General features: G+C 56.1%; 35 protein-coding genes. 2 read left to right on the forward strand and 33 right to left on the reverse strand.

All coding sequences use genetic code 11. From position 1 onward, the window contains the following. Window positions 1-13: 13 nt before the first annotated feature. The 21 genes from traF to traM all read right to left on the reverse strand — a co-directional run bounded on the left by traF (window position 14) and on the right by traM (window position 15,274). Window positions 14-763, reverse strand: a complete 750-nt coding sequence (gene traF, locus ACWKX3_RS20295) for a type-F conjugative transfer system pilin assembly protein TraF (RefSeq protein ID WP_454542323.1) — start codon at window positions 761-763, stop codon at window positions 14-16. 30 nt (window positions 764-793) lie between these two features. Further along, complete coding sequence (trbE, locus tag ACWKX3_RS20300; protein WP_090393185.1) at window positions 794-982, reverse strand: conjugal transfer protein TrbE; 189 nt, start codon at window positions 980-982, stop codon at window positions 794-796. 31 nt (window positions 983-1,013) lie between these two features. Continuing rightward, the gene (gene traN, locus ACWKX3_RS20305) at window positions 1,014-2,867 is read right to left on the reverse strand and encodes a type-F conjugative transfer system mating-pair stabilization protein TraN (protein ID WP_454542324.1); all 1,854 of its coding nucleotides are present in this window, start codon (window positions 2,865-2,867) and stop codon (window positions 1,014-1,016) included. Continuing rightward, the gene (trbC, locus tag ACWKX3_RS20310; RefSeq protein WP_454542325.1) at window positions 2,864-3,493 is read right to left on the reverse strand and encodes a type-F conjugative transfer system pilin assembly protein TrbC; all 630 of its coding nucleotides are present in this window, start codon (window positions 3,491-3,493) and stop codon (window positions 2,864-2,866) included. The genes traN and trbC overlap by 4 nt, the downstream gene beginning before the upstream one ends. A gap of 15 nt (window positions 3,494-3,508) precedes the next feature. Then, the gene (gene traU, locus ACWKX3_RS20315) at window positions 3,509-4,489 is read right to left on the reverse strand and encodes a conjugal transfer pilus assembly protein TraU (protein WP_454542358.1); all 981 of its coding nucleotides are present in this window, start codon (window positions 4,487-4,489) and stop codon (window positions 3,509-3,511) included. Window positions 4,490-4,491: 2 nt separating this feature from the next. Beyond that, on the reverse strand, window positions 4,492-5,142 hold the full coding sequence (gene traW / locus ACWKX3_RS20320; RefSeq protein ID WP_454542326.1) for a type-F conjugative transfer system protein TraW: 651 nt from the start codon (window positions 5,140-5,142) through the stop codon (window positions 4,492-4,494). Beyond that, a complete protein-coding gene (gene trbI, locus ACWKX3_RS20325; protein ID WP_454542327.1) occupies window positions 5,139-5,486 on the reverse strand; it encodes a type-F conjugative transfer system protein TrbI in 348 nt (115 codons plus the stop codon). Before trbI ends, traW begins: the two co-directional genes overlap by 4 nt. After that, window positions 5,483-8,113 carry a type IV secretion system protein TraC gene (gene traC / locus ACWKX3_RS20330; protein WP_454542328.1) on the reverse strand — a complete coding sequence of 877 codons (2,631 nt, stop codon included), beginning with the start codon at window positions 8,111-8,113 and terminating at the stop codon, window positions 5,483-5,485. The genes trbI and traC overlap by 4 nt, the downstream gene beginning before the upstream one ends. Further along, window positions 8,106-8,669 (reverse strand): conjugal transfer pilus-stabilizing protein TraP, encoded by a 564-nt coding sequence (gene traP, locus ACWKX3_RS20335; RefSeq protein WP_280030571.1) that lies wholly within the window; start codon window positions 8,667-8,669, stop codon window positions 8,106-8,108. Before traP ends, traC begins: the two co-directional genes overlap by 8 nt. Further along, window positions 8,659-9,063, reverse strand: a complete 405-nt coding sequence (locus tag ACWKX3_RS20340; protein ID WP_454542329.1) for a hypothetical protein — start codon at window positions 9,061-9,063, stop codon at window positions 8,659-8,661. Before ACWKX3_RS20340 ends, traP begins: the two co-directional genes overlap by 11 nt. Then, a complete protein-coding gene (locus tag ACWKX3_RS20345; protein ID WP_337258545.1) occupies window positions 9,047-9,229 on the reverse strand; it encodes a hypothetical protein in 183 nt (60 codons plus the stop codon). Before ACWKX3_RS20345 ends, ACWKX3_RS20340 begins: the two co-directional genes overlap by 17 nt. A gap of 3 nt (window positions 9,230-9,232) precedes the next feature. Next, on the reverse strand, window positions 9,233-9,457 hold the full coding sequence (locus ACWKX3_RS20350) for a TraR/DksA C4-type zinc finger protein (protein WP_454542330.1): 225 nt from the start codon (window positions 9,455-9,457) through the stop codon (window positions 9,233-9,235). 119 nt (window positions 9,458-9,576) lie between these two features. Then, window positions 9,577-10,116, reverse strand: coding sequence for a type IV conjugative transfer system lipoprotein TraV (gene traV / locus ACWKX3_RS20355; RefSeq protein ID WP_454542331.1), 540 nt, complete (start codon window positions 10,114-10,116; stop codon window positions 9,577-9,579). Window positions 10,117-10,137: 21 nt separating this feature from the next. Beyond that, window positions 10,138-11,532: an F-type conjugal transfer pilus assembly protein TraB gene (gene traB / locus ACWKX3_RS20360; RefSeq protein ID WP_090393208.1), complete on the reverse strand. Its 1,395-nt coding sequence runs from the start codon at window positions 11,530-11,532 to the stop codon at window positions 10,138-10,140. Then, complete coding sequence (gene traK / locus ACWKX3_RS20365; RefSeq protein WP_259143129.1) at window positions 11,519-12,262, reverse strand: type-F conjugative transfer system secretin TraK; 744 nt, start codon at window positions 12,260-12,262, stop codon at window positions 11,519-11,521. The genes traB and traK overlap by 14 nt, the downstream gene beginning before the upstream one ends. Then, window positions 12,249-12,815: a type IV conjugative transfer system protein TraE gene (traE, locus tag ACWKX3_RS20370; protein WP_454542332.1), complete on the reverse strand. Its 567-nt coding sequence runs from the start codon at window positions 12,813-12,815 to the stop codon at window positions 12,249-12,251. The genes traK and traE overlap by 14 nt, the downstream gene beginning before the upstream one ends. A 14-nt stretch (window positions 12,816-12,829) precedes the next feature. Further along, complete coding sequence (gene traL / locus ACWKX3_RS20375; protein ID WP_454542333.1) at window positions 12,830-13,135, reverse strand: type IV conjugative transfer system protein TraL; 306 nt, start codon at window positions 13,133-13,135, stop codon at window positions 12,830-12,832. Window positions 13,136-13,285: 150 nt separating this feature from the next. Continuing rightward, window positions 13,286-13,636, reverse strand: coding sequence for a type IV conjugative transfer system pilin TraA (traA, locus tag ACWKX3_RS20380; RefSeq protein ID WP_090393214.1), 351 nt, complete (start codon window positions 13,634-13,636; stop codon window positions 13,286-13,288). 56 nt (window positions 13,637-13,692) lie between these two features. Continuing rightward, entirely contained in the window at window positions 13,693-13,917 is a 225-nt protein-coding gene (locus ACWKX3_RS20385) for a TraY domain-containing protein (protein ID WP_008324165.1), read from the reverse strand. A gap of 86 nt (window positions 13,918-14,003) precedes the next feature. After that, a complete protein-coding gene (locus tag ACWKX3_RS20390) occupies window positions 14,004-14,693 on the reverse strand; it encodes a PAS fold family protein (protein ID WP_454542334.1) in 690 nt (229 codons plus the stop codon). 188 nt (window positions 14,694-14,881) lie between these two features. Beyond that, a complete protein-coding gene (traM, locus tag ACWKX3_RS20395; RefSeq protein WP_454542335.1) occupies window positions 14,882-15,274 on the reverse strand; it encodes a conjugal transfer relaxosome DNA-binding protein TraM in 393 nt (130 codons plus the stop codon). A gap of 430 nt (window positions 15,275-15,704) precedes the next feature. Between traM and ACWKX3_RS20400 the strand changes: the two genes are divergently transcribed. Beyond that, the gene (locus ACWKX3_RS20400; RefSeq protein ID WP_273908413.1) at window positions 15,705-16,181 is read left to right on the forward strand and encodes a transglycosylase SLT domain-containing protein; all 477 of its coding nucleotides are present in this window, start codon (window positions 15,705-15,707) and stop codon (window positions 16,179-16,181) included. A 46-nt stretch (window positions 16,182-16,227) separates the two neighbouring features. On the opposite strand, the gene ACWKX3_RS20405 is transcribed toward ACWKX3_RS20400, so the two are convergent. After that, window positions 16,228-16,758: an antirestriction protein gene (locus tag ACWKX3_RS20405; RefSeq protein WP_454542336.1), complete on the reverse strand. Its 531-nt coding sequence runs from the start codon at window positions 16,756-16,758 to the stop codon at window positions 16,228-16,230. A 249-nt stretch (window positions 16,759-17,007) separates the two neighbouring features. On the opposite strand from ACWKX3_RS20405, the gene ACWKX3_RS20410 reads away from it, so the two are divergent. Next, entirely contained in the window at window positions 17,008-17,178 is a 171-nt protein-coding gene (locus tag ACWKX3_RS20410; RefSeq protein ID WP_165586833.1) for a hypothetical protein, read from the forward strand. Window positions 17,179-17,373: 195 nt separating this feature from the next. Here the strand turns inward: ACWKX3_RS20410 and ACWKX3_RS20415 are convergent, their stop codons facing one another. The 11 genes from ACWKX3_RS20415 to ACWKX3_RS20465 form a co-directional block, all read right to left on the reverse strand. Then, entirely contained in the window at window positions 17,374-18,090 is a 717-nt protein-coding gene (locus tag ACWKX3_RS20415; RefSeq protein ID WP_454542359.1) for an N-6 DNA methylase, read from the reverse strand. Window positions 18,091-18,246: 156 nt separating this feature from the next. Next, window positions 18,247-18,510, reverse strand: coding sequence for a hypothetical protein (locus ACWKX3_RS20420; protein ID WP_454542337.1), 264 nt, complete (start codon window positions 18,508-18,510; stop codon window positions 18,247-18,249). A gap of 85 nt (window positions 18,511-18,595) precedes the next feature. Further along, the gene (locus ACWKX3_RS20425; protein WP_454542338.1) at window positions 18,596-18,940 is read right to left on the reverse strand and encodes a hypothetical protein; all 345 of its coding nucleotides are present in this window, start codon (window positions 18,938-18,940) and stop codon (window positions 18,596-18,598) included. 46 nt (window positions 18,941-18,986) lie between these two features. After that, window positions 18,987-19,280, reverse strand: a complete 294-nt coding sequence (locus tag ACWKX3_RS20430; RefSeq protein WP_454542339.1) for a hypothetical protein — start codon at window positions 19,278-19,280, stop codon at window positions 18,987-18,989. Window positions 19,281-19,340: 60 nt separating this feature from the next. Further along, window positions 19,341-19,736, reverse strand: coding sequence for an ammonia monooxygenase (locus ACWKX3_RS20435; RefSeq protein ID WP_454542340.1), 396 nt, complete (start codon window positions 19,734-19,736; stop codon window positions 19,341-19,343). A 423-nt stretch (window positions 19,737-20,159) separates the two neighbouring features. Beyond that, a complete protein-coding gene (locus tag ACWKX3_RS20440; protein WP_454542341.1) occupies window positions 20,160-20,294 on the reverse strand; it encodes a hypothetical protein in 135 nt (44 codons plus the stop codon). Between the two features lie 69 nt (window positions 20,295-20,363). Continuing rightward, window positions 20,364-20,861 carry a MucR family transcriptional regulator gene (locus tag ACWKX3_RS20445; RefSeq protein ID WP_200114527.1) on the reverse strand — a complete coding sequence of 166 codons (498 nt, stop codon included), beginning with the start codon at window positions 20,859-20,861 and terminating at the stop codon, window positions 20,364-20,366. A gap of 2 nt (window positions 20,862-20,863) precedes the next feature. Further along, the gene (locus tag ACWKX3_RS20450) at window positions 20,864-21,100 is read right to left on the reverse strand and encodes a hypothetical protein (RefSeq protein ID WP_454542342.1); all 237 of its coding nucleotides are present in this window, start codon (window positions 21,098-21,100) and stop codon (window positions 20,864-20,866) included. Continuing rightward, complete coding sequence (locus ACWKX3_RS20455) at window positions 21,097-21,825, reverse strand: plasmid SOS inhibition protein A (protein ID WP_454542343.1); 729 nt, start codon at window positions 21,823-21,825, stop codon at window positions 21,097-21,099. Before ACWKX3_RS20455 ends, ACWKX3_RS20450 begins: the two co-directional genes overlap by 4 nt. Beyond that, window positions 21,822-22,253, reverse strand: a complete 432-nt coding sequence (gene psiB, locus ACWKX3_RS20460) for a conjugation system SOS inhibitor PsiB (RefSeq protein ID WP_096968534.1) — start codon at window positions 22,251-22,253, stop codon at window positions 21,822-21,824. Before psiB ends, ACWKX3_RS20455 begins: the two co-directional genes overlap by 4 nt. Window positions 22,254-22,295: 42 nt before the next feature. Continuing rightward, entirely contained in the window at window positions 22,296-24,305 is a 2,010-nt protein-coding gene (locus ACWKX3_RS20465; RefSeq protein ID WP_454542344.1) for a ParB/RepB/Spo0J family partition protein, read from the reverse strand. Window positions 24,306-24,375: the final 70 nt, after the last annotated feature.

A 24,375-nucleotide genomic window follows, 5' to 3' on the forward strand; every position in this document is an offset into this window, starting at 1 on the left:
AACTCTCCCTGTATTAAAAGTTGGGGGCAAAATCTGTGGAAACGTTGAGGAACTGCTTCGCCAGGTCATCCTGGCTGATAAAGCCATACGAGACGGGTTTGACCGTCCCGCTTTTAGGGTCGGCCAGCATCAGCGCCGGGAAGTAACGAATACCCAGCCGGCTGGCCTGTCCACCGTCCATTCGGGTATCCGGCAGGAGTGGATTCACGATACCGTCCACGGAGACCGGAATGACGCTGAGGTGATACGTCTCGCGGAAGTTTTTAATGACCTGAACCAGCTGGCCGTCGATCGGGTCCTGTCCGCGGTAGAAGAACATCACGCCATAGTGCTGAGCCAGCGTTTCAATGGCGCGGCGCTGGTCGGCAAAGTCCGCCGCCAGCTGGTTGCGCACGGTACCGTTATAGTGGCTGTGCTGCAGGTTGTAGTCGAGTTCGGGGTGTTCGAGCATCGCCTTTTTGGCGCTCATCGAGAACAGCCCGGCCTGCTGCGTCCAGTAGTTCTGCAGGCGGAAGTAGCGGGTAAAGTTCTCCACACCCGGATACAGAATGGCCTCGTACATCGCCCGCTTCGTGGCCTGCTGGAGCGTGGCGAGCTTATCCATGATGTCCGGCGAGGCCTGCTGAGGCTGTGTTGAAGAGGATTTGTCATCCTCCGGCGTTCTGTGCGATTCGTTGTACCACTGCCAGCCTGCATCTTTTCCTGTGGCGGAAAAAACGCTGCCAAGAAGCAGCAGCGCTAACGCTGTCTTTCTCTTTTTCACTGGAACCTTCCTTATCCCGAAGCAGGTCGGTTATCTTTTAAAAAGCGGGTTTAACAGCCACGCCAGCAGAACTCCCGCCACGAAAAGCACAACCATCAGTGCCATAAAAAACACATCGATGCGGGTTGTTTCATCAACGATATTTCCGCACCAGTAAAGCACCGGCGAGGCGACAATCAGGCTGATGATAAGGCGGACGATAAATCCTTTAATTTTCATGATGGAGAGTCCTGAGTGAGTGATGAGTGGCTTACTGTTTGTTCTTCAGCTGCGCGGCGATTTCCTCGCGGACGCGCTTCGTCAGGGTGTCGTTATCCGGGATTTTCTTGTTCTTCTGCAGATCGTCGAAAAAGTTCGAGAAGTCGAGCGCTTCAAAATTAATTTGCTGCAGCTCGGTCTGGGTGATGCCGCGACAGTCCGGGCTGCTGGCCTTGCCAAAGCCGATGTGAAGCTGACCGTTACGCCCCTGCTGCTGCACAATCTGGGCAAGCTTAGAGTCAAACTGACAGTAGCTGCGCTTCTTCTCGAGACAGACGCCGAGCACTTTTTTTGAACAGAACTCACCGATACTGACCGTGAGCTTATTCTCTTTGGCCTTGCCCAGCGCTTTCTCCTCGCTGCTGCACCTGGCAAGCCCGACGTCCTGGCCCCAGCCGCCGTCCTTACAGCAGTTGCTGAATCCTGCCGCAAACTTCTTGCAGAACTTCGCGCTGCCGGTAAAGGCGCGCACGTTAACGCTGTTAATGGCGGTCACGTCCTTGCCCGCAGCGGCCAGCGCGGCGAGTGCCGAAACGACAGGTGCAAAATCGTTATTTTTACCGTTCTGCGCCCGCTCACAGTCACCATCAAGACAGAAGGTGTCGCCGCCGCATATCATCACCTGGCCGGAAGTACGAGTTTCACAGGAGTACGTCGCGTATTCATGCAGGCAGCCGCTGCCGTCTTCTGCCGTGAAGGCGCAGGTGCGTGAGGCAAGCGTACAGGCCGGATTGTTCATATAGGTTTTGCAGGTGCCATTGTCAGCAGCCTGGGTCATATATGTGTCTTTGTACTTCCAGCAGGCCTGCGTGACCGGGTATGACACGCCGTCAACCACCACCGTTTTTGTGCTCCCCGGCTCAATACATTCGGTCTTTTTGAGCGTACCCTCGCTCTTGCTGAACGGGCAGGATTCGTTCCAGACAACGTCCGGCACCCATTTTTTGGCGGGAATTTCAATCTGGAGCGTAACGGTGAAGCTGTAGCGCATATTGCTGTGCTTCCAGATTGAATCTGTAGTGGGGTTGTTTCTCCTAGTACGAATGGAAAACACCATCCCGGCACCTTTCTTCAGTTGCATGCCACCACTCAGCGCCAGGCTACCAGTATCGTTATCCATGGAAATCAACCCGAAAGGCGTGGTTACCCGCATAAACCAGTTAGGATTACTGAACGCCAGACGTTTATTCCAGGAATAGGTAGCTGTTGCAGCAACAACCTTCCCTGTCACCGGGGCAGTCCATGTTCCTGTGTATCCTGCTTCGGAGGAAGCAAACGAAATATTCTGAGACTGGATAACAATCTGTTTTGTTTCAGATGTATCTTCATAGTGGCCGGTAATGCTGGCCGTGCGCGTACAGGCCTGTTCAACCAGCAGGTCGCGCTCGCAGGTATAGTTGGTGAACTCACTGCGGCTGATGTTCTGCGCTTCACACTGCGTCTGCCCCGTTTTTCCGATGATGGTATCGGCGCGGGACTGAACATCCTGGCTGGTCTTAATAAACGGCGCGTCGGGTGAAATAGGCTCCTTCGGGTTGTTAACAAACGAGTCAGTGACGGCTTTTGTCGCCTCATTAGTAGTCCAGCCCGTGGTACCGTCCGCTTTCAGCGCACCGTCACCGGTCGCCGTCACGCCGCCATAGTACTTTTTCTCACCGGGTGAGGCGGTATAGTTAGGGATGGACGCTGAGGGGTTGAAGTTTTTCAGGCTGCTCTCCCCCTGCCCCTGTACCTGACGGGCAAAATCAGCCCCCGCCCTGTACTGCGCGTCAGCATCGGCAAATGCATTCACGCCCGCCATCGTGGTGGCGATAGCCAGCACCGGCATCAGTATTGCTCTTTTCATCGGGCCTCTCCTTTATTAAGCAGCTGTTGCGCCTCATCCCTGCACTCGCCCTTCTCCACCACCTTTTCCAGCGCCTGCTTCAGATGAAGATTTCCACGGATAACGTCATGGCCACGTTCGCAGTACACCACCAGTGACGGCACGCCGGTGATCCCGTACTCGCGAAAGCGGGTCGGGTCGATGGCCACGCCGCTGGCTGAATCATCCTGAACAAGCGCCATCACGGCGGTTGCCGTCGTTTTCATGTCGTTGTTGACCATGCCCCGCAGGGTGGCGGGAATGTCGTATCGGCGGGCCTCGGTCAGCATGCGCTTAAGCCCCGCCTGCGGGATGGCAAAGGAGATGAAATACAGCGCGCCGTGCGTGGGCTTATCCTGCTGAGCCTCCTGCTGGCGCTGTTTCAGTTCCCCGATAAAGCGCGCGTCGTCTGCCGAAAGAGGGTTCTGGCGCACCTGCTGCTCCAGCATCTGGCGCAGCGGCGCGTTGTCCTGCCCCCTCAGCTGCTGGCTGAAAGACTCCTGCTGACGAATAAAATCGCGGTTCGCATCATCAGCCCCTGACGCCAGCGCAGTGCAACAATATGCTGACAGCAGCAGCGCCGCCGTCAGACCGGACAGAGTTTTCATTGAAGGTTCCTTTTCTCAGAGGAAGACGCAGTTACGCTTGCGCCAGAGCAGATAGCCGTAGTTTTTCTTCGTATTCGGCGGGTTGCGCCCCGTTTCCCAGCGCATGACCGTGCGGCCGAAGGGGTGGCACTGCGCCACGTCCGGATACATATTCACCATCTGATAGCGCCAGCGCGTTTTGGGAATAATGGGTGACGGATACTCGAAGCAGACCTTCTTGTCCTCCCCGATACTCTCCATTATCTGACCCTGACGGTGCAGCTTGAACGCCATGCGCTCGCTGACCAGAACGGAGGACTGCAGGGGGCTGGACTCATTGCTGACCCAGCCGTTAAAGGGGTACATTGACCCCTGCGACCCTGCGCACCAGAACAGCGCGTCAACCGACGTTTTTGCAGCACTGGCCACCGTGTCGGCCGCACATGCGCCCTGCGCGATGGGGTTGGCAAAAATGACCGCCTCCGGATTCAGAATGGAGGTCAGGGCGCTGTCCCCCCATGTCGGGTCGATTTCAGACAGGTATCCGATATCCAGGTCACCGCCCTGCAGGCACCCGAGGGAGGTGATGATATTGAGCCAGTACGTCAGCGGATATTTGTACCAGTGCACGTGGTAGAACGCGCCACTGACCTGTTTATCATCTTTTTTGGCGGTGCCCATTCCCATTTTTCCGAGATTAATGGTGAATCCGCCCAGGTTCACCATGCAGCCCGGGGAACGCGCCACATCGGTCATGGCCATCGGCTCCCAGTACCCTATTGCCAGGCCAATGCGCGCCACCGGCGTCATCGGGCAAATCTGGATGGGACTTCCGGGATTGGACGTGTCCGGTAAATCCCCGCCCGTGACTTTTGTGCTGCCGAGCGACAGGGGGAACATGCAGCGCCAGCAGATATCGGTGATCGGATTGACGAAACGCCCTTCGCAGGCGGCGTCCGCCGCCGCCATGTGGCTGTTACCCCACAGAAGCAGCCCGAACAGAGAAATGGTCAGCATTTTCACCGGGCACCTCCTGCGTCATGCTGCGCCATATCGGGCGGAATGATTTCCACCTGCAGGCGCTTTCCGCTGGGTGCCGCTGTCACCCGCGCCGGCACCTGGCTTATGCCGAACCGGGCGGTCAGCACCCCGTTCTGGTCGAAGAAAATGCGGCTGTCGAGCGCCTCCGACGTCTGCGGAATATTGCCCTGCACCAGAATAATGCGGGTGATCAGGGTGTCAGGCTTCTGTCGCTGTACCCACGCGAGCTGATCCGCATCGTCGCCGTTGATAAACAGCAGCGTTTCGTTGAACGGCACCACATCAAGAGGATTAAAGTCCTGCCCCGCCTGAGCAAACACATTGCCCTTCTCGTCGGCAAGCGCCTTGTCCACCCGCACGCTCGGGTCAAACCAGCGCCGCTCGTAGCGCACCGCGCGGGTTATTCCCTCAACGGCAGGCGGACGCTGGCTGTTGCGCACCACGCGCGCCTTAAACTCCGCCATTTTTTTGTCCATCTCGCCGGACTGCGACAGCGCCTGCAGCCGGCTTTCGATAACGGTCAGCATATCCGGCTCCGCCACCGGCCAGAGATCGCCCCACGTCCCGAGGTCAGCGGCCGTCACGCTGCCGGTCAGCAGCGTCAGGCTCAGGGCAAGGGTGGTTTTCATGAGCCCGCCTTCATGCGCCGGGCAACGTCCTGCTGTATCTCCCGGGTAATATCCGGTGCCCCCTGCACCACGGCAGGTGCGACAAGGATGAGGGCACGATGGCGGATCTGCCAGTCCCGGAGGCTGGCCTCCAGTGACGCGTTAAAGCGGTCTGAGAGTGCTTTCGTCTGCGCCTCGTCCAGCGAACGGCGACCGGCGCTGTCAAAGAAGGCATCCACCGTGGATTTCATGTTGAAGGCCACAACCACAGGACGGTTCAGCTGGCAGACCAGCCAGCTGACGCCTGCGCTAGCAGCCAGCGTGCCGGCAATCAGCGCGGCGTTAATGAGTACGTGTTTTTTCATGAGATGGTCTTCCCTTCATGCTCGTGAAGCCAGCGCTCCAGCGCGGCCATTTCCGGCCCGGATTTTTTCCACGCCAGCTCCCAGACGGCTTCGTGAATACTCAGCCCCTCCCGGCGTCGCTGCTGCAGAAACTCAAAGTCCGGACCGTCCGAGGAGTACATTGCCCGGCTGAGCGGATCGACGAACAGGCGATGCCAGGACGTCAGGTGCTCAACCGACAGCATAAAGCTGCTGAACCAGTTGTCCTTCGCGCTGCCGAAACCTTTAATCATGTCGCGCTGCAGCTGCGAATACTGGTCCGGGTACAGCTGGTTGTACTTGGCGAACTCTTTAGCCGACTGCTTGAGGATAATTTTGTAGGACGAGTTACCCCATGCCGCGCGGGCGGCGCTGGAAGCTGTTTCCGAGTCAAAGTCGACGATGTTCTGCGTAATGGTGATGTACGAACCGGTATGGCGGCGGGCGGTACGGTAGCCCTTCTCGATAAACGCCCCGACCTTGTTGTTCTTGAAGTCCAGCAGGCGCCAGCCTTCGTCTATCACGTTAAGCTTCTTCAGGCTGCGCGGCGTGCGGTACATGCGGTTCTCAATGTAGAGAATGAGCGAGAACATCACCGCCACCAGGAGGGACGGCCTGTCCTCCAGTCCGCCGAGCTCAAGCACCACCATCCGGGCTTCGTCCTTCAGGGACGGCTCGTCGGAGTTGAAGTAGCTGCCGTACACCCCGTCGCGGGTGTACTGAGTCAGCAGCACCACCATCTCATCGAGGCGGCTGCGGATGGTCGGCGATCCGCTGTATTCTTCGCTGTCACGGGCCATCATCAGGTAGTCCACCACGTCGTCAATGCGCGCCTGGTTTTTCTTCGTAAGCCAGGTGGCCTTCACCGCCTTAAGCAGCAGACCTTCGTGCACCTCGTCCAGGTTGCCGTTGGGGCTGGCCATCACGGACAGCTGGTCCCGCAGGCGTTCGGCCATCTCATCGATGGTATCGTCAGTAACGTTAGCGAACGGGTTAAACTTCAGCGTCTCGCCGTCGAGGTAGACCCCGCCCATGTTCTCGCACAGGGACTTGTAGCCGTCTCCCATGTCGAACACCACGGCGAAGCCGCCGGAGTCGATGACGCTGCGTATCAGGGGCTGGATAAGCCCGGTTTTCCCGGCACCGGAGGTCCCGCAGACCGCCATATTGAAGTTGGTGTTACCCATGCCGCGGCTGAACAGGTCGATAAACGCCAGCTGGTTGCGGTAGGTCGGAGCCAGCAGGCCGGAAGTGGCCAGCGGGCTGTCCGCCACCACCGGCATCAGATTGGCGACGTTAAAGCTCTCGGCACGCTGTACCACGCCGGACTCGCGCAGCTGTTTAAAGAGGCCGCCGCCCGCCATAAACGGCAGGTTCACGAGAAAGTTGCGCATATGGTTAAAGCGCGGGGAAATCAGCTCGAAGCCATTTTTACGGAAGCTGTTCAGCACGTCCTGCTCGACCTTCAGCGCGGTTTCCTGGTCATCGCGGCAGAAGAGGGTCACGTTCAGAAAATAGCTCACCAGCGAGGACTGCCCGGACGACAGGCGCTGGCGCAGATCGCCCCACTCTTTCGCCTCCTGCGCCACGCCCGGGAAGAACTTGGCGTAGCTGGTCTTGGACTTCTTCTCAAGATCCATGAACTTCAGGTTGGCCTCGTTCTGCGCCTTCACCTGGTCTTCCACGCTGAGGACGAGCGTCAGGATAAACGGGCACGAAACGGACAGTTCCGGGTTGAGAAGGTTGCTGTAGTTGTCGGCCATATTCCAGAGGAAGGCCAGTTCCGGATTTTTGGTCAGCTGAAAGTTCATGATGCGCGCGGTGCTGTTGCGACCGTTACCGCGCAGCCCCAGCGTCATGTGGTCGGCCTTCACCTTCAGGTCAAAGGTATCGTCCACGCACTGGTAGTTCAGATCCTTGAGCGGGTCCAGCTCCCGTTCGGTGGGATACAGCGCATCCGGGTTGTGGTTAATCATTTCACCCGCAATGCGGATAAAGGCATCCGCGTCCACGCTGCGGGTGGCTATCTGCGCCCCCTGCAGCGAGGCGCGGATGATTTTGACCTGGTTTTCCATCTCCATCACGCTGGCCTTACTTCCGCGCTTGCGGGGGACGCAGCAGGAGATGTACACCCGGTAGTTACGCAGGGTCAGCGGCAGGTTGAGGTGATCGGGCAGCGGGAACCCTTCTTCTGCGGCCCTGAGATAGTAGGCTCGAGTGATGGCGTTGAACGTATCGGCCTTTTCCCCCGTCCAGGAGAGCTCGCGCAGGCCATACTCGATATCCTGACCCACCAGATGGCTGGACACCAGGTGAACGGCCACCGGCACTTCGCGGGGCAGCTTGGTGCGCATCAGGTTTTCCAGCGACGACACGATAGTTTCGTTTGCGCCGTTGATGGGCTGCGCTTCCAGCATAAAGCCCATCGTCTTCTCGTTCATGAAGAGGCCGGTTTCCGCATCGTAGTCGCGGTACGGCAGCACGCGGCTGAACTGCGGGAAGCGCATCTGCCCGAGGACATCGTTCGCCTCAGAGGACGCATCGGGCATCTTCAGCGCCGTCAGCAGCGAGTTGACCGTGCGGGTGACGGAGTCCAGCGGATTACTCATGATCCCCCTCCTTTTTATTGTCGGCCGTTTTTACCGCTTCCGTCGCAGGGGCCGGGCGGCTGGCGGGGATACCGTAGCGAAAACGCGCTGAGCGCATCTGACCGTACAGGCAGAAATACGGACGACATCCCATAAGCAGCGCCGCCCCTGAAAACACAATGGCCATCACAATCCACAACAACTTAAGCGGACTCAGCGCCCCGTCAACATGAGCGGCATATCCTTTAGCATCGGTGATGTCGCTGCCTCTGTCCTGGCAAACGGCAGAAGGGCCACCTGCAAAAATCTGCACAGGCTTGTCCGGCGGGGTAGCCGGTATAACGGGTTGTAAAGGTTCATCAAGGCAGGCGGCAATACGGAACTCGCCACTGCTGACGCTGTGCGTGACGGACATAATCTCCTGCGCCATCGCCTCTCCGGGCGTGGTGTTCTCCATCCACAAAAGCATGGCAACCAGCAGCATCAGCGTGGCGGCAGGCCAGACAATCAGATAGTGAAAAGCCCAGGCAAGCCATCGAAGGCAATACAGCAGAACGGACAGAAACTTAAGCATCATTCCCGTTACCTCCGGGATTCAGCGGAAACCAGACGCTGCAGTTGTTTCTGATAGCCTCCGCCAGCCTCTCCCCGTCCTCATCGCTGTACAGCGCCTTAATCTGGCTGACGTCAGATTTCGCCAGAAAAATCCGGGTCATCTGCTGTTTTGTTACGCTCATACCTGAACCTGCTTTACCCAGGAACAGACAGTGCCCACGCTGCCGTTGCATTATGTGTTGAAAAATCCCTGCCTTCCCGTCGAGGGCGGTAGCACACTGCTGAGACGCTGACAGCCAGAAGTCGCGTTCTGCGGCATTAACACAGATGACACGCATCCCCAGCGCCTCGCAGCTGGCCGCGATATCGTTAAGGTGACGGGTTTTCCCCGGACCACCGTTATCCCTGGTTGTCATGGCGCTCTCCTGAATCGTTGTCATTTTTCTCAATGCCTTTGCGCCCGCCGTCAGAACGCTGTCCTGACAGAAGCGCCTGTACCATCTGAGCGCAGAAAACCGTCTTACCGCTTCCCGTACAGCCCGGGACCATAAAATTGCCCTGCTCAGTGATTGCTTTACTCATCGGTCACCTCAGATACTGTTTTTGTCGTATTTCAAAAGCCCGCTGGCATTCCGTACAGGTCTGCACGCCCGGGATGGCCTGCTGCCGCCTGAGGGGGATGCGATTACCACAGCATTCGCACCGGTTGCGGCTTTTTCCCTGCAGGCAGGACCGCTGCCTCGCGGCCTGTATATGAAGCTGGTTCAGCAATTCGTCCTGCTGCTGCAGGAGATCGAGTTCGTCTGCCATCAACGCTCCCTGCTCACACTGTCCGGACACGCTACCGCCCATCCCTTTTCACGTTTCAGGGCACGCGTGATAACGACAGATTGTTAAAATGGGTGCCACACGCGGTGGCGGTTCAGGACTCAGTTAACGCGCGGGGCTCCCCACGCTGACGGTTTCACAACAAAAAACACCCGCGTCGGCTGGTGATAAACGTCCTGCGTATCGATATAGGGCGCGATCCACAGCCCGGCCGTCTTTTCACCGACGCGAAGCGGCCTCGGGTCCACGATGGACTCGCGCCCTGGCGGAGGCGCAACAACCGGCGTGACCGTGGAGAGCGGCGCCCGCGAGGCCGAATGCGGCTGCGGGCGGGGGAGAGTCGGTGTACCCGCCAGCGGTGTATTTCTGGATGCGACGGCATGCACCGGTTCAGCCGCCAGCGTAAGGGGCTGCACGGACTGGGTCCGGAAATTACCCTCAGCCAGGCGTGGCAGCGATGTCGCCCCCGGCTTTACCGCGCTGGCCTCCTCCAGTCGTTTGGCTTTCTCATTGGCCTGCTCGATGGTCATGCAGGTATCGGATGTCGTCGCGTTACACTCAAAATCGCTCGTTGTACCGGCACATCCCGACAGCGTCAGGAGACTGGCCAGCGTGAGCGCAACAGGCACTGTCTTGTTCATTTGCGGTTCCTTTACGTGGGGTTACTGTGAGTCGGCCTTCGGCATAAACTGGCTCTGGTTAAGTCTGCCCAGCTGGTTGAGCATCTGGTCGGTACTGAACCCATTCATGCCGCCCTGCGGGACTGACGGTGGCGGAACCGGACTGCGTTCGTCGCCCTCCGCCTTGCTTCTGTCATTCTCGTGCGCCAGCTCTTCAATGGTTTTCAGCTGAAAACCGTCCTGAAAGACAACGGTCACTTCGTTACCCGCCCCAATCGGGATGACGGGGTGGTACTGCTCTGCGCGCTTGATGTAGTAGTCGCTGAGAGTCTGGGCGGCTTTGGAGGCACCACCGCCAATCCCCATCTTCATCACGTCACCCGCGCCGAGGGATGCCGTAGCGCCGAGTCCGACCGAGGGCTGGGACGCGGTCTGCACGCCCTGACCGATGCCGTCAACAAAACCAGCGCCCCATGCCCAGCCGAGGATTTTGCCGTTTCGCATCACCACCTCGCCCTTGATGCCGTTTTTCCCCCGGAAGCTGACGTGTCCGGCAATGGGCTGGTCGATGGTGACGCCGTGCTTCAGGCAGCTGATGTTGCGGGTACGCACGATGGCGCGCTCGCTGGACACGTCGCCCCAGGCTTCAAGCCCGATGAAGCAGCCGGTGAGGTCGTAGCTTTTGCTGTTGGGCATTTCCACCCTGCCGGTAATGCGCAGCTGCATCGGCACCGTGGACTCATTACCGGTTACGGAAGCGTTGGCGTCAGCCCCCTCAATCAGCATCGATTTGGCGAAGCTGCCTGACGGGATGTACGGCAGGGACGGACCTTTGCTCTCGTCGCTGCGGGCAAAAGACTGCCGGCGCAGCTGGTTGGGCACGGGGATGGGCTGGTACTGCACCTGCGCCGGCGGCGTGACGCCGTTACCCGGGTAGAACGCCGTCGGCGGCGGGACGGCCCCCGTCTGCGGCGGGAAACCGGTCGGCTGCGGCTCACCCTCAGGACCCGGTGCAGGAGACGGCGGCTGCGGTGCCGGCTCACCCGATGCGGTGACGGGTTTTGCCCCCAGCGCGCTGACCTGAGCGGAAAGCGCCGCGTTGTCCTGGTTAAGCTTGTCTATCTGGTGCTGGTAGCCTGCCTGCCCCTTACTGAGCAGCTCAAGCTCGCGGCGCATTTCGGCATACTGCTTCTGCATTTCGGAGGCGGTAGCCTGCATCTCGGTCGTGGCATGCTGCTGTACCTTCTGGTCAAAGGTGCTGTCCACCACACCGGTCATATCGGGCGCAGGCTCGTCGGCTGCTGCCGCATCGCTGCTCCCCTCGTAACGCGCATCCGCCAGATACCAGCCGCCGCCGCCCACCACACCCACGGTCGCCAGCACAATACCCAGCCAGATAAACTGCTTGCGCTTCACCACTGAATTAATGCTGGCCATCAGCCGCACCTCCGCTGCTGATAATGAAGACCTGCAGGGCACCGCCCGCCATCAGCTGACGCGAGGCTTCACCGAACAGCACCCCGCGAATACCGCTCTGCCAGAAGTCGCTTTCCGCGATGTTACGGGCCATCCCGGTATTGTTGGTGACGCGAAAGCGCACCACCTTAAGGTGATTGCCCACCCAGACGCGCTCCGGGACTGCAGAAAGTCCGGCGGGCGCGACGAGGGCTTCATGCGTGACGGGAATAGCCTGCCAGCCGGACGGCAGCTTCCCGCCAAGCAGATGCTGGCTCAGGGAAACCAGCGTGGCCTCATAGGGAGAAGACTCCTCCCAGGTGCGCGCCGCTTCGCCCGTACCGGACAGCTCGCTGACCAGCCGGATGGTTCGCCCCGCGCCCGCACGTGGCACGGCCTGTACCGAGAAGTTGAGGCCGCGTTCGGTTTCCAGAATGAACGTGAAGGGCTTTTTGTTGAGGGTGCTGACAATCACACCGCCGCTTGCCGTCTGCTCCTGCCGCGTCAGCTCACCGTCGAGGCTGGTCAGGGCCGTCACGCGGTCACCTGCGACCGTAAAGAGGTTCGGGTCGGTGTTGCTGACCGCGATGCTGGCCTGCCCGCCGTTCGTCAGCGGAACAATCGTGGCGGAAAGCGCAGTGGGTGCGGCGACCGTCTGACCGGAAGCGAGCATCATCAACGCAAGCAGCGCACGGCGACTATTTTTGTTCATCGGTGATTTCTCCGAAGTGGCTGAGCCAGCTGATGCCGTCCTCGCGCTCAAATTTAAGAACGTACTGTTTCAGCTCGGGATACGGTTTCGAGTCGCCTATCCAGGTTTTCAGCTGACCGCGCACGTCCACGCGGCTGCTTGCCGGATAAACCTTCACGCTGGTCATATAGAAAGACGAGTTGACGTTGTTGTCCTTAATGCGCTGCGCATCCTCGGCAAGCCTGATTTTCAGCTCGTTCTGCGCCGCGGGTTTGACATAGGCCAGCAGCTGCTCATGAGAGGCATCAACGGTTTCCGGGGTGACATTCAGGCGAAGGGCGATAAGCGACAGGGCCATCTGCTGCAGGTAGGAGGCATCCGCCTGATTCTGCGACACGGCAAACGGCGCGTTGAAAAGCATTGGCGTGACGATAGACTTCTGCTCATTCTGAAGGCGGTAGTTGTTGACGGCCTGAATAACGTTGGTGGTGATACTCCCCAGAATAACCACCCCCATGGCAATAAAGCCGATGGCAATAACCCGCTGTGTACTTAATCGTGCTCCGTGTTCCATCTGATTATTCCTGTCTATTTAATCCACTGGCGGTAGCATGAGTCGGGTACATCATGGAATATCCCCCTCAGCAGTGAGGTCGGCATATACCAGTAGACCAGGTCCCGCAGCCATGAGCTGCCCCGCCCTTTCTTGAGCTTTTTTATTCCGAGATAGGCCAGTACGGCAGCGATAATTCCGGGGATATAATGCAGGGTCCAGAATCCCCACCCCAGGCAGACAATGGCCGGAATAAGTTCATCCACAGGAAGGCCAAACCAGCGGCTCTGATTCGTCAGGGTTTCAGGAAAGCGATATTTTTTGAGAGATTCATTCGCCATATATGTTCCGTCTCCGGTACAGCTGGCAGTATGGAAATACCTGCCAGCCGGATTACAGGCAAAGCCCTCCCGTGAATGCTCGTGAAGGGCATTCAGAATTAAACCGGAATTTAATAGTCGGAAGTGGCTCTGAACGGCTGTCTCTGGATATCAGTATCCTGCGACAGACATACCTACAGTGACGAATACGGACAGGATCGCAAAGCCCGCCAGGAACTTGAGGTTCTTGGTCGTCATATACATCACGGCCCCAACCAGGACTTCGGCAAGAATAACCCACTTAACCACGCTGGAATCTTTACCAAATGTTCCTTTAACGGTTGCATCGCCGCTGGACATCAGATCTTTACCCGCAGTCGAGGCCAGAACCGTTTCAGGGAAAAACGCAGCAATGGCTGCGACAGGCAGGGCAAACTTCAGCGCTTTGAGTAACGCGACTTTGCTGAATTTTTTCTTTGCAGGGGTCGCGGGTACAGCGTTAATAACAGACACATCAGTCATATTCATTAATCCTTTAATTACACCGGATAGATTTGTTGAAATAAAAATCCTAAAAACTAGTTTTGTGACTTGGGTTCAAGATTGTTTGGGATCACCTCCGCCATTTCAGAGTTATAGAAATCAGGGAATTTTTCCAGGTGGTCACGTAACCGAATCAGCGCTTCAGCTGATTTAGAACGACCACTTCTGTCTTTCGCCTTCAAAATAAGAAGATCGGTTTGTGGGTCAAGGTAGATCGACATAGTTACGGTTGGGCCACGAAGCCTGTGACGTCTAATCATGTTTTCCCTCTCAACATATTCCTGCGTCAGGATAGTGACACATTGAATACAATTTATTCAATACGCGAAAAATTCCACTATATTTTTTACATAAATTTAACATTCAAAACTTTAAGAACAACCATTCTCACCTTTCTGTATACGTCCATTCTCATGCAGTAGAATCTGAAGTCATCATAATCAGTAAAATATTTCGCAAGCTCATTCTTCACACTAGAAAGCCTGCTTGAAATTGCTTTTTCAGAGACACCTAAATATTGCGCCATCGTATGAAGTTGAAAACCAAGAATTGAAAAACACAATGTAATCATCTTTTTATTAGTCAACCCTGATAAAAAAACATCAAAATCAAACTCATCACTTTTTAGCCTATTCGAAGTATTGAATAAAGCTTGATAATCCGGGAAGTAATTAATAAACCAGAAAGCATATAATTCATTATCTACCATACGAATTTCAACACGTAACTGATAAAACTCACCGTTAAAATTAAAAGTTCTACAAATAGCTGTATCTGGCCCCATAACAAAGGCCTCCAACTCAATTGTCGACAAATCAAGCTCAACTTCATCAGGATCAAAACTGACACCTGAAAAACACTTTGATAATGGATGAAAAAAATCTAAATATGCATCATTTTTATATATGGGGTTTCTGGATTGATCTCGAATGCAAAAAGGCAAAGGTGAGTACTTATAGAGCGCATCAAAACGCTTAACAATATCATCTAGTGATTGACTTGGTTCGGAGAGATCTCTAGGATCGCGCGGGTGCATTGAAGCCTCCTTATCAGGTTTCTGTGTATAGTCGGTACACTCGGGGGTCTAGCCCGGTGTACCGGCGACCCGCCAAACAAAATGGCGGGCATCAAATTTTACTTATGTCTGCATAATATATATCAATCATTGACGCCAAAGTCACTCAAAAACAGCAGATCTAAATCCTATTTATCAAATATTTTCAGCTAATTTTCTTGAGAATCTTCCTCCTGCGGAAAGAAGTTTCCAACAATCTGTTGCACGTCCTCACGTATACACGTAACCATCTCCCTGAAATCAAATTTTTCATTTCCTGCGAGATGCGGACTCAGCGACTCCATCGCCAGAAGCTTGCTGACAATAAATTGAGTTTTCATTACATTTTCAAGTATGGTTTTATTATAGAGCGCCTGATTAAAGGCAGACTCTTTTCTTTCCATTTGCGCTTCATAAACACGAAGACCAAGTTCGAGCAGCATTGATGCAATACTCGAAAAACTTACATCTTTATCTCTCGCTCCTTCAGCGCGACGTTTTTCAGCGATTACTCTTATTTTCTCTGACACTTCATCGCTTACATAGACCTGAACTCTGGCCATAACTTTCTCCTTATTTATACATCCAAAATTTTGTACATCAGAATATTTAGGAAAGCTAAAAATGCACGACTCGGCACAGACTCTCTGCCGGAAAACAGACGACTCGAATGCCGACACAAACTGTAAAAACTCACGAGTCGAATATAGACTCGCCGTAGTCATAACTCAATGGATTTATTAAAAATAGTCACAAATGACTCTCATTAGAGTTTTTATCGAGTCGAATAAAACTCCCTACCGAGTCGTTTACACACATTAAAATAAATTATTTCACATTACTTTTTATCTAACCTACTCTTTTAGAAAGCCAATCAGCAAAATTTTAATTTTGCGTGGGGTGTGCTGCTTTTGGTGGTGAGGAGTGCATATTAGTTGAGTCTGGTTCTGGGATGGGTTAACGTATTTCCGGCATGGTGCCCGGAGGGAAGAAATGAAACGGATTGCTCTTACGTTTTTAACGCTGGCTTTTTCTGGAATGTTGAACGCTGCTGATTGTTTTGAACTGGCAGGGAGGGATTATCATATAGATCCAGATCTGCTTCGGGCAATATCCTGGAATGAATCGAACTTCCGTACAGATGTTAAAGGCTACAATCCTGTTTCGGGCTATGGCTCAGGACTTATGCAGGTGGACTCCCAGCATTTTAACGAACTGGCTCGTTATGGAATAAAACCGGAGCATCTTATTTCCGACCCATGTATGAATATCTACACAGGGGCCTACTATCTTGCAATTGCATTCAAAAAGTGGGGAGTCAACTGGCAGGCCGTGGGAGCGTATAATGCAGGTTTCCGGAAAACAGAAGAACAGGCGCAGAGAAGATATGTCTATGCCAGAAAAATTGAGGCAACATACCGGGCGATAAAGAAGAATAAAGACTCAGGGCAGACTCTCTCAAAACAATAAAAAAGACCTCGTATTGAGGTCTTTTTTCCATCCTGTCTTTAACCCGTCAATCAATAGCCCGGTAAATCAAATGAGCTTCAGGGTGTTTTATGATACTGATGTAGTCTTTCAGTGCATCCTGACGAGCGACGAGGTGTTTACAGACTTTCGCATATTCAGGCCCCATATCTGCGACCTGCCAGGACAACCAGTTCATAATCATCAGTGTGGCAATAATTCCGGCAGCATCAGCACTGACCTCTGCTTCAAAGTAATTACCAGGAACAACCATGTTATAGCGCTGTTCTCCTTCCGGTGCGATATATCCTGTTTGTGCGGTGGTGAATCTGACACAGTTCGGAGCCACGTTTCCGCCAGTGCCCTGCGGAATAATCCAGTAATTCCAGAAACCGCCATCATAATCTGAATGCTGAAGTAACCAGCTGGCAATCATGTTATCAGCATAAGGCGTAAAAAAGAGCGCAGGAATAAAATCAAGACGCTCATCGCCATCTGTAACTGAGTAGCGCTGGCGTTCATCGATTTTAAATTGTTCGGCTGATTCACGAGTGGCGGTTTTGACGTTTAATGTGTGCATTCTGGTTTTCTCCTCATTGGGTTATTACATCGTTCGACTTCATCACTGAGCGGCGAAGGGCAATGAGCAGCTGACAGAAAGGAAATAAAGGGGCGCGCAGCGTTTATATACCCCTTTATTTCCTTTCTGGCTGATGCTAAAAGCAGCCCTCCGCGAACTGATGAAATCGGGCGATAGTCACACCAGGAGAATGCACACATCCCGTAATGGAAAATCGGCGTAAGACGAATTACCGTTACGGGCTTCAGAGTGGAGGTAATTTATTACCGCCACGGTGAAAGCGGCGCATCCATTCTGGATGCAGCAAGCGTGAATTTGAATTTGCGTCAGGATGGACGCCCGAAGGGCGGAGACGGTTTACCGGCTCCGTTCACGACAGCCGTGTCCCTTCAGGGACGACGCCCGGAGAAGAAAGGATAATATCCAGAATAATAAAGACCATCGCCAGCAGGAGAATGAAGAATAGTAATCAGCTGACCAAAAGACAGGAACTTCAGACAACCTCGCGCCGGAATAACGCAGGCAGCGCGACAGCGCAGCCTGCTTGTTCTGCGCCGCAGGCGCGCGGCCTTTGATGCCACCAAAGGCAGGATACTTCCCTGCCCTTCTGGATGGTTATGCAGCTTCATTTATACCGCGCAAAAATTCGCGCATGGCACTGATACGGCGCTGATCGTCCAGCCGCTTTCCAAAGTTGTTGATGTAGTACACCGGCGTATACCGCACCCTGTTTAACTGCATCGTCAGCGTATTGCCCGTGACCACCTCGGCAGGAATACCCAGCAGGGAAAGCTGAATAAACGCCATATCGGCCGCAACAGGATCGATATCAATGCAGCTTCCGAACATATGTTCAGACGGGTTATAGCCCGCCTCCAGTAGATATTCCGCATACGCCACAATCATTCCCGCCGCACCGCTTGCCGGATCGCTGACTGTCACAAACCCCTCACGGCGTATCGTTTCGTCGACGTCCGGCATCAGCAGCCTCGCCAGCAGTGACTGGACGTGATACGGCGTGAAATACTGTCCGTTGCGGTCGTCGCCAAGCTCAAGCTCCATGAAGATCGCGCCGAGGAAGTCGTGGAATTTGGCCTCCAGTGCGCAGACCATCAGGCAGAAAAGCGTATGCAGGTTGCTGATATCGCTCTCGCTGTACTTCGCGCAGATTTTGCGGCTCTGCTCAATATTCTCCGGCGTTCTTATCCGCGCCATATCCAGCTCGCTGGCGGCCAGCGTTATAAAGTCGCTGAACACCTCCCAGCGGCGCAGGCTGCGGGCGGTATCCCTGAACACGCTGATAAACTTGCGGCGTGCCTGGTCGATTGTCATCATCCGGTGCGGTATCGGCTGCGCATTCACGGTGGGCAATAAGGGTTTAGCGGGTGTTAAGGGTGCGGCTTCTCTCGCCTGGTCAAAGAAGCTGGCAAAACTGAGTTGAGACATCGTTCCTCCTTAAATGCCGCCCCGTAAGGAGCGGCTCAGTTATCAGTTAAATGCCCGCTTCAGTTCGAGCGTGCGTAACACCTGCCCCCACTCGCTTCCGCGCATGGCAGGAATGCGAACGGCACGCCCCTTTCTGCGGCACTTTGCGATATGTCTCCCCAGCGCCCGCATTTCTGTGCTGAGTGCCTCTGGTGCGATTTCGCCGCGCTTAATCCGCACCTGCTTTTTAGGCGGCTGATTTTCCGCCTCGCAGATCTGGACATACAGGGCAGTCGGTGTAACAATCGAAACTTCACTGAATTGCATTGGTTTGTTCCTTTTGGTGAAGGCCGGATTAATCGTTCCAAGGCGTCTAATCCGGCGGGTCAAGGCAGGCGAAAGCCTGCTTTTCTCATTTCTGGCGCTGCTCTCCCTCCTTAACGCGTGCCAGAATCTCCGCGTGGTCAAGGTTGCTGTAGTCACGCATCCGGTAATAACGGATACCGATCCGCGCGTAGATTTCGGTAACATTGCCGCAGACCATTTCCGCCAGCATGAAGGTTTCACACTCGCCATTCTCACTGCTGCGCCAGTTCATCGGGTACATCAGCCCCAGTGCATCATGGAAGGCGTGAACGTCGATTTCGACGGGCGCGGTTACGTATGACCTTTCGCGGCTCAGCCAGTATTCGCGTTCCGCCTCACTGGTCGCGTAAATACCCGCTTCTGCGCTGGATTCGGTCAGATTCAAGTGCATGATTTATCTCCTTCTGGTTAATGGCGTTAATGTTTCGCCGTGGTGGTTATTCGTCGAACGTGATGCCGGAAAAATGCGCCATCAGGTGCAGCATGTCGGCAATGTCATCGACTTTCTGCTGAATGGCTGGCGTGGCTTTCAGGATGCGTGTTACAGCGGTTCTGAGTTCGCCCATATAGCGATTTGCAGACTCGCCCAGCGCCGTTTTGTCGGTATTGCTCTGGTATTTCATGAGGGCTTTACTGACGAGGTTTTGCAGGGTATCAAGCTCGCTGAGCGCGCTTTTCTCCCATGCGTCGAAGCTGAATGTGCTGTTCATGTTACCGTTGCTGATGTTCATGATGTTTCTCCGTTGTGACTGGCGGCATCCCCTGCCGCCGTGGCTGACATTTAAGGGTGCTTACTCGCAGAGCATGGCGCATTCAAAGGCCATACAGTCTTTCAGGCTCTTGTCTGCATACGCCCATGCCGCCCGTCCTGTTTCTCCGTATAACCGCACCGCCTGAGCCTTAGCCTGTAGCCAAGGCTGGACAATGTGGAATGAGAGAAGGGGCTTGTCGGTATGCCAGTCCATCACACCCTCGTTCCAGACGTTTTTGCTCATGGCACACAGGATGTTGCAGACTTCTTCCGCCTCGTCGTCCTCTGACAGTTGCAGGTTCCAGACCTGACACAGCTCCAGCAGGAATGACTTCTGCTCTGCAATAACGCAGGCCAGACGCGCTTCTGGGTCTGAACCCCATCTTTCGGAAGATTCTTTGGTGGCGGTTTTGACGTTGACGTTCAGTGTGTTCATCCTGCTTTTCCTCCTGTCTGGTGGTTAATCCATCTCTCGGTGAGTTCCCTGGCGGCAAAGGGCAAAGAAGCAACGGCGGGGCGGCAGGAGAAGGGCGGAGACAAAAGTTTTTGCGGTCCTTCGCAAAAAGTTTTGGCGGAGTTCATTTCACCCTTCGGATGACGACACGACGGTGCTACGACAAGCCCTCCGCCCGGGGACTTAACGGGAGAGGGCTCACCAGAGGTATGAGGAGAGGATGAACACACCCGACACGGCGGAACGACGGGGCGTCAGAGGACTGTCGGCAGTTTTACCGCCGACAGGGTGAAGCGGCGCGTCCGTTTACGGACGCAGCAAGCGCAGGGGGTTGACGTTGCGTCAGGATGGACGCCCGGAGGGTAGAGACAGCTTGCTGGCTCTGTTCACGACAGCCGTGTCCCGTCAGGGACGACGCCCGTGTGCTGCTGTTTCGGTGAAAACAGCCAGTTCATTAGCCAGACCCGCCAGCGTATACCGCTTTTTATCCAGCACATCAACCCGCAGCAGCAAGCTGTTAACCAGAAAAGTGTCCAGCACCGGCATTCTGCGCAGACATTTAATGATGTTATCCGAAAAGCATGTGTGCAAAAAAATCCCGACAGGTCGTCAGCCATCTTCAGCCTGCCAGCGATACAGACAGCTCAGGGACAGGTTCAGTTCATCGGCAATACTCCGCACCTTTTCACCCGTTTCGTTGCGGGTCTTCATTCTGCGCACGGCCTCCCGCCGGATCTCTGCGCTGACCCTTTTCACGGCAGGGGAGGTTTCCCATATCCGGTTTATGGTCGCCGTTCTGGAGGACGACTTTTGCTGTAGTGCTGAGGGGCTGCTTCGGTCTTTTTTCCTGGCGTACCCTTCCGCCATCATCCTGACCTGCAGGTCAGGGTCCAGTTCACCGCTCCGGATACGTCTGATAACGTTGTCCCGGCATCTGGCTGAGTGTTCGGCACTGGCAAGCGGGACATGTTTCGCTATACCCCAGCGCTCGCGATATTCGCTTACCGACATCTCATGCGTCATACGCAGATGCGGAGCCAGGAAAGAAAACGCCCTGCCGCACTCCCTGCAGACGATGTTCCCCCGCGTATTCCGTTCTGTTGCCATCACTACACCTCCCTGCCGTCGCCGTATCCCTCAGCCCAGTCGGTAATCTGCGTATCAAGTACGTCCAGCTGCTTCTCCACTTCTTCGGCCAGCATGTTGAAGTCGCACTCCAGACCACCACTCAGGCCATCCCACTCAACCGACATATCGGTGAGCTTGTTTATCATCGTCTTCAGGCGTTTACATTGACTGCGGGCAATTTTCAGCTCCTGCCCGTACGGATTTGCTCTCCTGCTCATGTCCCCTCCCGGAACGTCAGCTTGTTCGGTACCATCCAGTGCTCCAGCTGTCGTACGGGAATGGAAGCCTCATCGGTCAGCAATCCGGCCTCGAACACCATGCTCCAGAGCGGTTCGCGGGCAAATTCATCCCGATCCAGAGCCGACAGGGAAGGAAAGCGCTCACTCCAGCGCCAGAACATCTCCTCCAGGTCGTACTGGCGCAGTTCAGTCCCCGACCACCGCGCGCTCCAGCTACTGACCGTTTCCGGGGTATGAAAGGCCAGCTCAATCTCCGCCTGCCCCGCCAGCGCCTGGTACGCCCGCTCACGCTGACACTGTTCTTTTCGGCGCTGGCGGGTGTATTTTTCATCCCGCAGCGCGTCCTGACAGCGAACCCGCTCGGTCTGCTGAAAGGCCACCTCCGGAAAGAGGCGCTGACCAGCACCGACAGGAAGCGGCAGCCAGCAACACGTCCCGCGGCTTTCAATCAGCGCATCGATGGCACTGAGCCAGCTGTCCCTGCTGCCCCGCAGCTCCCGCGCAGTCAGCACCGGCGCAAAATAATGGATTTCCCTGATAGTGATGCGCGTGCTGCCCGTGAGTCGCCGGAAAAAGGCGCTGGCATACGGATACATCGTGGACACCGCGCCGCGCGACCGCCGGCGTTCAACCTCAGCGATGGCCTCCATCGCGGCGCGGCGCTCGGGGCTGAAGGGAACCAGTGACAGGTTCGCAGGTATCATGCTGCCCCCTCCGCTGCCAGAATACTGATGATGCTGGCCTGACTGTATCCGTCCGCATCGAGACGCGCCGTCAGGCTGACGGTGTGGCTGACAAGCTCCGGCTGGTAGCCGCTCAGGGTACGAATGACGGAGAACGGGCGACCGCTGGCGGGAACGAACACCACCATCCAGACGGGACTGATGGCACCGGGACTGCACACCGCAATATGATAATTGCCGTGCGAGGGGGTAAAGCGTATCTGTACGGGGAAGAACCCGCCGAACTCGCTGCGGTACTCGCCGTTCATGTCCCAGTTTTCAGGGCAGGACAGGTCACGCATCACGGCGTGGGTCAGTTCGCGGCGGTAGTCCTCGCCGCTGTCGCGCCAGTCCTCCATCTCGTCAGGGGACATGGTCTTCAGCACATCGGGGGTCAGAACAGTTTGCATGGGTATCTCCTTATTGCCGCCCCGCAGGGCGGCTCTCCGTTATCAGGCGGCGTGTGCCGTGTTGGTGGTCTCGTTGTCAGTGCTGTCGGTATCGGAAACAGCGTCGTCAGCACCGGATTCAGTCGCTGGCTCCGGTCCTTTCAGCCACGCAGGAACCCAGCGGGTGTGCTGCATAAAGTGCTCCGCATGTGCTGCGGCGTCGCCCTTCTTCATCTTATCCGCGTCACCCGCCGCGCCCGTCAGCCCCGCCTCTTTCAGGGAGGCGACAATCTGCGGATGTTTCAGGCTGCCGAAGTAATTGTCCTTCGTCGGCTGCCACCAGTCCCGCAGGTGGAAGCCGATTGCCGCCTCGACCGTATCGAGGGTACTGCGGGAGGTGTGCCCCATATCGCGGGTCTGTACCCCGTCAACGGAACAGGCCGTGCAGAAGGCCATCAGCGACATCAATACCCCGCCGTCAAGGGCAAAGAAGGTGGTGAAGTCCTTCTCCCACCCTTCCGGCAGCAGGGCTTTCAGCCTTGCCCGTTCGGTCATCAGGATGTTAAACGCTGCGCCATCCTTACCGGACGGGGCGTTCTCCGTCAGGCTGCCGTGGGACACGGTCAGGCTGATGCGGAACGGGTGCGTCGTGTTCAGACAGCCTGAAAATACGCAGGTACACATGCGCCAGACCATCAGCGCCACCGCCTTTTCTGGCTGCTGCATCAGCGCCGCCTGTACTGCCAGCGTACGCTCGGAGGTCATTTTCGTGAGCAGCGGAACGTTGATCCCCTCTGCGGCGTCGGGCTGGCGCGAGGTGAACGGCACCGTTACGCTGCTGGTTTCGGTTTCTTCCGGCATATCCGCTTTCAGGCGCACACCGCGCTGCACATACACCTGCCCTTCGTACAGGCTGACCATCACTCCCGCGCCTGACTTCATGTCGTCAGTCCACGCGCTGGCTTCTGCCGCCGCCTGAATGGCTAGGATGTCCGCTTCGATCGCATCCGACTCGTCGCAAACGCTGTCATATGTATCGTACTGCTCCCGCAGCGCATCAAGACGCTGCTGCTGCTCAGGGGTGTACACCGGATCGGGTTCAACAGGCTGCACGAACTCCTTACCGTCTTCGCCGTGGTACCAGATGCGGGCTGCGCGTCCGCGACTCCATGCCCAGCCCTCCCGCTGCTGAATGTCCTGCGCGATACGCTCCAGCTTTTCCTGCACCAGACGCTCAACCAGCACACTGTCAGCCGTACCGTCGCCCTCGTCCTGGCTGAACAGATCTTCACGGACGTAACCCCCAGCCGCCTCATACGCTTCGCGCCCGATAAACCGGAATTTGGTGTTGTCGGTGCGCATCTCGGTTTCGGTAATGGCGCGTTTAATCAGGTGTGCGGGCGCGTTCGACCAACTGGCCTTCACGCTTTCAAATATCTCAACCTGACGGGCAGGATCGTCCTCGAGACAGAGCGCCTGACACTGCTCAACGGTCAGTTCGTCCTGCGCGAGCTTCTCCATCAGGGACGGGGCGAGGTTTGCCAGCTTCAGCATGCGCTGCACGTGACGGGAGCCGAAGCCGAGCGCGTCGCCAATCTGCGCGGGGGTTTTGCCCTGCCCTGCCAGCGTACGGAAACCTGCAATCTGCTCGGCGGGATGCATGGCGGCGCGCTGCTCGTTCTCGGCGACGGAGGCAAGGGCGGCAATGTCGTCGGAAACACGCTTCACCATAACGGTATGGTCAGCAGCGAGACGCCCTTCCTGCGCCAGCAGTTGCAGGGCAGTCAGGCGGCGGCCACCTGCGGCCACGCCGGATTGTCCGTCCGCGAGGGTGTGAACAATCAGGTTCTGCAGCAGTCCGAGCGTCTCGATGGAGTCGGCCAGACCGCGAACGCTGTCCACGGAATAGGGGATGGTGCGCACGTTCAGCGGGGATTTAACGAGATCGGACAGCGGAACGTACTCGACCGCAGCGGCCTCAAGGGCGACCTTCAGGGCAGCCTCCTGTGCCTTCGTAATTTTTTTGCTGCTCGCTTTTTTGGGTGCTTTTGCTTTAACATCGGTTACTGACATAGTTGATACCTCACTGGATATTGATGATTGTCCGACCCTGCGGAGTTCGCGCTCCGGCAGGGCACCTTCT

Source organism: Enterobacter sp. UPMP2052 (assembly GCF_053709675.1).